This window comes from Novosphingobium lindaniclasticum LE124 (assembly GCF_000445125.1).
Classification (GTDB): Bacteria; Pseudomonadota; Alphaproteobacteria; order Sphingomonadales; family Sphingomonadaceae; genus Novosphingobium; species Novosphingobium lindaniclasticum.
In genome coordinates this window covers 1-7003 of the sequence record NZ_ATHL01000097.1, presented here as the reverse complement: position 1 = coordinate 7003, position 7003 = coordinate 1, and the positions used below count along the sequence as shown (strand labels likewise).

General features: G+C 57.5%; 10 protein-coding genes. 2 read left to right on the top strand and 8 right to left on the bottom strand.

The genetic code is table 11. The features are described from left to right. Position 1: 1 nt before the first annotated feature. The 3 genes from L284_RS47535 to L284_RS39585 all read right to left on the bottom strand — a co-directional run bounded on the left by L284_RS47535 (position 2) and on the right by L284_RS39585 (position 1796). Positions 2–768, bottom strand: a protein-coding gene (locus L284_RS47535; RefSeq protein WP_200861640.1) for an IS5 family transposase whose coding sequence is annotated in 2 segments (ribosomal slippage) — positions 2–447 and positions 447–768 — 768 coding nt in all. Because the reading frame shifts where the segments join, the coding sequence is not laid out codon by codon here. Between the two features lie 84 nt (positions 769–852). Further along, a complete protein-coding gene (locus L284_RS48010; protein WP_152524702.1) occupies positions 853–1275 on the bottom strand; it encodes a hypothetical protein in 423 nt (140 codons plus the stop codon). Between the two features lie 8 nt (positions 1276–1283). Next, a complete protein-coding gene (locus L284_RS39585; RefSeq protein WP_021234926.1) occupies positions 1284–1796 on the bottom strand; it encodes a hypothetical protein in 513 nt (170 codons plus the stop codon). Between the two features lie 117 nt (positions 1797–1913). Here L284_RS39585 and L284_RS47530 point away from each other — a divergent pair, with 117 nt between their 5' ends. Then, positions 1914–2174 carry a helix-turn-helix domain-containing protein gene (locus L284_RS47530; protein ID WP_081674057.1) on the top strand — a complete coding sequence of 87 codons (261 nt, stop codon included), beginning with the start codon at positions 1914–1916 and terminating at the stop codon, positions 2172–2174. 55 nt (positions 2175–2229) lie between these two features. Here L284_RS47530 and L284_RS48005 read toward each other — a convergent pair whose 3' ends face one another. Further along, positions 2230–3030 (bottom strand): DUF7946 domain-containing protein, encoded by an 801-nt coding sequence (locus tag L284_RS48005; RefSeq protein WP_152524701.1) that lies wholly within the window; start codon positions 3028–3030, stop codon positions 2230–2232. 257 nt (positions 3031–3287) lie between these two features. Between L284_RS48005 and L284_RS39580 the strand changes: the two genes are divergently transcribed. Beyond that, a complete protein-coding gene (locus L284_RS39580) occupies positions 3288–3875 on the top strand; it encodes a recombinase family protein (RefSeq protein ID WP_031342647.1) in 588 nt (195 codons plus the stop codon). Positions 3876–3934: 59 nt separating this feature from the next. Here the strand turns inward: L284_RS39580 and L284_RS39575 are convergent, their stop codons facing one another. From L284_RS39575 to tnpA, 4 genes are all read right to left on the bottom strand, one after another. After that, complete coding sequence (locus L284_RS39575) at positions 3935–4528, bottom strand: plasmid pRiA4b ORF-3 family protein (RefSeq protein ID WP_021234789.1); 594 nt, start codon at positions 4526–4528, stop codon at positions 3935–3937. After that, positions 4525–6114: an IS66 family transposase gene (gene tnpC, locus L284_RS47525; protein WP_021234788.1), complete on the bottom strand. Its 1590-nt coding sequence runs from the start codon at positions 6112–6114 to the stop codon at positions 4525–4527. Before tnpC ends, L284_RS39575 begins: the two co-directional genes overlap by 4 nt. Before the next feature lie 67 nt (positions 6115–6181). Next, positions 6182–6541, bottom strand: a complete 360-nt coding sequence (gene tnpB / locus L284_RS39565; RefSeq protein WP_021234787.1) for an IS66 family insertion sequence element accessory protein TnpB — start codon at positions 6539–6541, stop codon at positions 6182–6184. Continuing rightward, on the bottom strand, positions 6538–6927 hold the full coding sequence (gene tnpA, locus L284_RS39560) for an IS66-like element accessory protein TnpA (protein ID WP_159830736.1): 390 nt from the start codon (positions 6925–6927) through the stop codon (positions 6538–6540). The genes tnpB and tnpA overlap by 4 nt, the downstream gene beginning before the upstream one ends. Positions 6928–7003 lie beyond the last annotated feature (76 nt).

The window sequence follows — 7003 nt, the reverse complement described above, 5'->3', positions numbered from 1 at the left end:
CCTAGGAGGCGTTGACAAATTGGCGGGTCCACAGCCGGATTGAGACGATGTGGATGAAGCCGAGGTAGCTATCGGCGGTTTTGTCATAGCGGGTTGCCAGCCTTCGGGCGTTCTTGAGCTTGTTAAAGCAGCGTTCGACCATGTTGCGCAGGGCATAGATCGCGGCATCGACGGGCAATTGGATCAGCCGGTTCCGCTTGGTCGGGATCATGGCAATACCGCCGCGCTTCTCCATGTCCTTGCGAATGAAGTCTGCATCATAGCCCTTGTCGGCCAGCAGCACCTTGGGCGCTGGTCCATCGGCATCCATGACCGGCATATATCCCTTGAAGTCGGAAGCTTCGCCCCCGGTCAGCGCCACCGCTATGGGCAAGCCCAGCGCATTGACACGGAGGTGGATCTTGGTCGTAAAGCCACCTTTTGAGCGGCCAAGACCCTGACACGGAGTCCCCCTTTAGCGCCGGCTGAACAGTGGTGCGCCCGGATTATTGTGCTGTCGATCATTTGCAGGCTGGGGCCGCCGCCTCCGCTTTCGTTGAAGGCTTCGAGCAGCAACTCCCACAGACCAGACAGCGTCCAGCGCCGGAACTGGCGGTAAACCGATGACCATTTGCCGAAATGCTCGTGCAGATCGCGCCAGGCTACGCCCGTTCGTGCGATCCAGAAAATGCCATCCAGGACAAGCCGGTGATTTCGTGGGCGCCGACCGCTGCGTGCACCACGCTCAATCACGAAGGGCTCAAGGCAGGCCCATTCCTCATCGCTCATCAGACCACGGATCAAGGTAGCTTCCCCAAAAGCCACCTTGAATCAGAACCTACGCGATTTGGGAATCCTCTTTGTCAACACGGCCTAGAACGTCTCTTCCACTATGATTTCATCGCCTTCCACGGAGTAGGTCACCCGTCCATCAGCAGGATCGTCCCGCCACCTTCCGGGACCAGAGCCAGGACTGACATCAACGGCTCGCCAGACAATCCTATCGCCTTCCAGTCGACAATCATTCGACCACAATGTATTGTCCGAAGAGCGGCGGTAGGAAACACGGATGATCCCGCCCGCCACCGGCACGGCCTTCATGGAAGAAACAGGCTGTTGAAACAGTTTTGCTATCCCTGCCTTGCAGATCGAGGCGGCCTTCGCCGGGGCGATAACCGCTGATACCTCTGGCATTGCATTTGTTTCCGTAGCCGGGGAGGCAGGCGCATCAGACGCCATTTGAGCTGGCTTCTCGCATCCTAAAAGGGAAAGCGAGCAGAGAAGGGCAAAGGACATCCCCGCCCTCATCGCAGCTTCCTCGTTTCACCATAAGGGTCGGTAACCTCAAGGGATACAATGGTATCCGTCTTGGAATTCCACTTGCAGGTATACCGGGAGGTTAGCTTTGCGCCGAAACCGTTAGTGGAGTCGAACTTCTTCGATACCACGCCGATGTCACCCTCTGCATGGAAAGACCCGCCCCATTCAGGATCGAACGAGTCTTCCGACACCAAGACGCTTTTGACCGCCAAGTCGCACATTGCGTTGGTGTTGGTTTCGCTGGGGCCGCGTGTTGCCCTTTCCACTTCGGCAGCTTGTTCATCCTTTACGTGCTGAACTGCTGATTGTTGGAAAGAATATACCGTGTAACCAAAAAGCGCGAGCGCTCCTATGCCAAGGACGGTCAAGCAGCCGAAGCACCCCCGCTTCGCCGCCGGTCCATCATCAAAGACACCATCCCACCAATCTTTTTGCCGCTTTGGCCCAACAACAGTCTCGCCCTCGCGGGAAGGTTGCGGATTCTCAACTGAAGTCATGCCCCCTCTTTCCAGCGCATAAAGAATCGCTGCGCTAGCGGCTTCCTATGTCCCCATCATGGGGACAACCGCAAGTGGCTATATTCCGGCAGCCTTCCTTTCTGTTGGGACACTTCAATGCAGCGCGGCTGGGTGGTATCGCCTGATTACCGGACCCTGATCAGCACTCTATCTTCCATCCGTAAAGAATTGAAGATTAGTCAAAGAGAGTTGGCAAGACGTGTCGGAAAGCCGCCGTCATTTATAAACAAAATTGAATTGCTCGAACGCCGACTTGATATTCAGGAGTTCATCGTGATCGCGGAAGCGCTAGATTGCGAGCCTGGAACGTTACTAAATATATTGAGAGATAATTTAGAAAAAGAACTCTCTCTTTAATATAGCAGACTCGCCCGCAAATCCTTTTTCCAAGTTCGCCTCTCGCCTTCATTGCTCATATTGGTGTAGCGGAGTGAAGGCGGTACGACTTTAGATGACCATCTGCGGACGTCACCTCCGAGATAAGGGCAAGGACCGGAACAAACTTGTCGCGGGTAAGATAACCCAAGCTATCCCCTAGCGCTCTTATCGCAGCCTTGCTTAGATTTTCTTGCGGCGTGAAAGGTATCGAAGCCGCGTCGAGGTTCCTGATAAAGCGCCCTGTACCAGTTCTTGCGTTTAATCGACTCACACCGAACTCTTCGTATCGCTGGGCTTCATGAACAACTTCTGTTTCAATGTGTCGCAAAGTTGCGTCATTGAAAGTAGCCAAAATATCTCGCCCAGCCATGACGTGTACAGATAGTCCTTGATGCTTAACCGGGTAGTGAACACGCTTTAGAGCTTCATCTAGGCGCTCGTGCAGGTCTTCATTCTTCTGCTCAAGTTCTCGAATAAGCTTTTTCGCTTTCCGATTTTTAACCAGATGACCAAGACCGACGCCAGAAAGAAGCGCCCATTTTAAAAGGTCATAAACCCCTGACTTACCCAAGTCTTTCGCGACTTCTAGTACATCTGGGCTGGTTATTAGAAGCTGTATCGCCTGATCCCAACTTCCTACTTTGCCCTTACCTAGGACTAAGCGAAAGCCCTTTGCGCTAGGAGCTTGTGTCAGTATTTCCTTATTAAAAAAAGCGTTTAACGCGATCAATAAAACTTGAGAAAGGCCAAGAAGCGATTGCGCACCGTCATAGTGGTCCAAACCATCGAACTTTTCTCTTCCCTCTGTGTAACGCGCGTGAAATGTAAGCTCCACCCTTGAACCTCCAATGAGCCGCAATCGCGGTATGACGCCTGGTTACAGGAATGAAAGTTAAAGAAATAAAAGTGCAGAATTCATCCCAGTGGCGAAAGGCGCCCCGTACGAGCCCACACCCGACTACAGATCAAAACTTGTAGGTTTTGAGCCTGCCTTCCAATTAGTACGCTAATTGGATCATAAGATATCAGTTTGCATTATGATCCATGGCCCATAATGCTATGGTATCTTATGAGCGACTCGAAGGGGCATTTATGAGCAGGCTGGCATATTATCGGGTATCGACTGGCGATCAGTCCATTGAAGCGCAGCGCTCTTCATTGCCGGGCCCTTTCGACAAGGAGTTTGCAGACGAGGGCATTTCCGGTGCGATCCCAGCCGAAAGCCGTCCTGGCTTCGCTGCCATGCTCGACTACGTTCGCGAAGGTGATATCATTCACGTTGCCGCGATTGATCGGTTAGGCCGCGACGCCCTTAACGTCCAAGCCACTGTCCGAAAGCTAATCGAAAAGGGTGTCACCGTTGAAGTGCTTGGCCTTGGAGCAATTGCCAAGGGCGTAGGCGAACTCATTGTCGCCGTGCTTGCTCAGATTGCGGATATGGAGCGCAACCGCATCAAAGAGCGCTGCGATGCAGGTCGAGAGGCCGCTAGGGCGTCGCTAGAGGCAACAGGGAAGACACACAGGGGGAAGGTAAGCCTTGGTCGTCCCTTTGCCGCTGACGCGGCGCATGTCGCTCAATGGCGCAAGGACAACAAGGCGAGCATCAAGACCACTGCCGCGCAGTTCGCTTTGTCGCCAGCGACGGTGAAGCGTTACTGCGCCGCCGCATACAGCCTGTAAGGACCACAAAATCTCATCGAAAATTGTAAGCGCTGACGGAAGGCGGCGTTGACGTAGGGTTATTTGGCTTTCCGCGGGCGCGGCGCCCATTTCTTGGCAAGTGCCGCGAAGCGAGCGTGGATCACCTCGATGTTGGGTTGAGTGTGGGGGTCATGGTCGTCGCCAAGAGCATCCAACGCCTCTTCATGGTATTCATGCGACGGATCGGTGAGAGCCTCCAGTTTCTCGGCATAGCCCCAAGGCCCTCCCGAGTCCTCCGGTGGGCGCATTCCGGTAGCTTCGAGCAGGCGCGGATAGCTGCCTTGCAGGTCAGCCGGAGCGATGCCGTGGATCCTGACGCTGTGCTCCCATCCATCGCCAAAATCGTAGAGGTACTGGAAGGTCTTGCCGCGCATTCCCTCCAACGCCTCAGCGAGGGTCGTCTTTCGGGCATCAAGTGGGCCACCAAAGCCGTAGGACGGGTCAGGGATGCCGAAGCCCGTGCGCCCGAAGGTCAGCTCCCACAGATGGCTATCGGTCCATCCCAACGCTTCCTGGAAGGTAGTGTGCAAACGATCGAGCCGGATGCCGAGCGGTACTTCGATCATGCGGGTCACGGCGGGCGTCACGTCATCCAGAGTGATCGTCATGTGCACGACGAAGGCGTTGCTCAAGCAGCTTGCTCCAGGTTCAGGATCGCTTTTGCGGCCTGCCAGTTCCACGGCAGGAGTTCGTCGATCCGGTTGATTGGATGATTGCCGATACGCTCAATTACGTCGGTGAACCAGGCTTCGGGCTCAACACCGTTCAGGCGGCACGTTTCGGCAAGCGAGTAAAACAGCGCCGAGGCATCCCCGCCCTTGGTGGACCCGACGAACATCCAGTTGCGGCGCCCCAGAGCAACGCCGCGCAGGGCATTTTCGACCAGGTTGTTGCTGATCTCGAGCAGGCCATCGTCACAATAGCGAGCCATCGCTGCCCAGCGGTTAAGCGGATAGCGGCATGCCTTCGCCAAGGTGCTGTCCGAAGACAGCCCCTGCATCTGGGTCTCGAGCCATGGTCGCAGCGCAGCCAGTTTTGGGCGGGCCAGCTGCTGGCGAACCCGCCGTCGCTCATCGGGCGGTGCTCCCTTGATGTCGCGTTCGATCGCGAAGAGCTCGCTGATCCTCACCACCGCTTCAGCTGCTACCGGTGACGGGTTCTTTTCCAGAATGTCGGTGAACTTGCGCCGCGCGTGCGCCCAGCAACCGACCTCCGTCACCCCGCGCGGTGCCTTGGTCTTGGGGTCATGATACAGCGCGTTATAACCGGCATAGCCGTCCGCTTGAAGGTATCCGCGGTAACCGGCAAGGTGGGCTGCGGGATGCTTGCCGCCGCGCCCGGTCGTGAAGCGGAACGCCACAGCAGGCGGGCTCATATCCCCGCTTGAACGGCAGTCGCGCAGATAGACCCAGAAGTAGGCGGTGTGGCTACCGTCTTCGCCCTGCAGCAAGGTCACGGGCGTTTCATCGCCGTGTATCTTCGGAGCCTCCAGGATGTAGGAGAGCAACCGTTCGCCGAGCGGCGCCATCAGCCAGGCCAGCTTGCGCGACCAGCGGCCCATCACGTCACGATCAATTTCCACGCCTTGACGGCGCAGGATGACCGACTGGCGATGCCAAGGCTGATGATCGACGAAGCGGCTGACGATGAGATGCGCGAGCAGTGCGCTGCTTGCCATCACCTTGGGCAATGGCAGATCGATGGCCGGCGCCTGGCGGATTGTTTCGCAGGACCGGCAGGCGACGCGAGGGCGAACATGACGCAAGACGCGGAAGCAGGCTGGCACGTAATCCAGCACTTCCGTGACATCTTCGCAGATCACGGTCTCGTTACCCCCGCAGTCGCAGGGCTCGGGAAGATGCTGCGTCGTCTGGCGCGGGATATGCGCGGGGATCGGCGCCCTGGTTCCAGCCTTGCGCGTCGGTTTCGCCTTCGACGCCGCAGGGGCGTCATCATTGGCCGGCTCCGGGGCATCGACCTCTTCGAACATCAGGCGCAGCTGCGCGATGTCCATTTTCTCGGAGCTGCGACCGAACTGGACGCGCAGCAGCCTGGCCAGACGGTGCTCGAGCTTTTCGATCGTCAGTCCTTGAGCTTTGACGGTCTGCTTTGCCGCCCCCAGTTCGGCCCGCTCCAGCTCCATGACCTCAGCCATCTCCCGCAGCATTTTCTGCAGGAGAACAGGGTCTGTGGGAAGGCGATCAAGGTCGAACCGCATGCCCCGAACTATAGCGCAAGCCGCGATCCCATCCTACATAAAACGGCAGTTTCCTGCGGTTTATCGCTCAAGCGAGCGTCGGAACGGATACCTCGTCGTGAACAATCGCCTGCCGCCAATCCAGCCCCTCGATCAGCATCGCCAACTGCGCAGCCGAGAGCCGGGCGGCTGCTCCATCCTGGGTTCTGGGCCACACGAACTTTCCCCGCTCGAGACGTTTTGCATAAAGACAAAGCCCCGATCCGTCCCAGACCAGCGCCTTCAACCTATCGCCTCTTTTCCCGCGGAAGAGGAAAACAGCGCCGGAGAAAGGATCGAGCTGGAGGATATTGCGCACCTGCGCCGACAGGCCATCGAAGCCTTTTCGCATGTCGCACGGCGCCAGCGACAGATAGATCTTCGCCGACGGCGGCAGCGACAGGCTCAACGTTCAAGCTCCCCGACAACTTCGAGCGCCAATCTCAACGCCTCTCGGTCAACCAGCCTGTCGATCGAAACCGTGAAGTCGCCGCGCCGGATCTCGATCCGGCCGGCGTCAGATGGCATGGCCAGCGGTTCGGCAGGCGCCAACTCAACCGGCACGAACCCCGCCATAGCACCGCGGAGCAATTGCTTGCGCCAGGTGTAAAGTTGACCCGTTCCGATCCCGTACCGACGCGCCACCACCGCCATGATGGCGCCGGGCTGCGTCGTCTCCTTCAGGATCGCCAGCTTCTCTTCGTCGCTCCAATGCCGCCGACGTTCCACCCGTACGACCGCTCCGCCATCTCGGCGAGCACTCATACGAGGCTCTTTTGACTGCTCGATATCCACTCGCAAGGCCTCCATCTGCCCTGCGAAATTCACGCCGATCCCAATCCGCACAAGGCCGGGTTCCGTCGGCGCTTAC

Bases quoted from the DNA above. Each gene is read 5' to 3' on its own strand.
- L284_RS48010 (WP_152524702.1), bottom strand. From the start codon at position 1,275: ATGTCCTTTGCCCTTCTCTGCTCGCTTTCCCTTTTAGGATGCGAGAAG.
- L284_RS39585 (WP_021234926.1), bottom strand. From the start codon at position 1,796: ATGACTTCAGTTGAGAATCCGCAACCTTCCCGCGAGGGCGAGACTGTT.
- L284_RS47530 (WP_081674057.1), top strand. From the start codon at position 1,914: ATGCAGCGCGGCTGGGTGGTATCGCCTGATTACCGGACCCTGATCAGC.
- L284_RS39580 (WP_031342647.1), top strand. From the start codon at position 3,288: ATGAGCAGGCTGGCATATTATCGGGTATCGACTGGCGATCAGTCCATT.
- tnpC (WP_021234788.1), bottom strand. From the start codon at position 6,114: ATGCGGTTCGACCTTGATCGCCTTCCCACAGACCCTGTTCTCCTGCAG.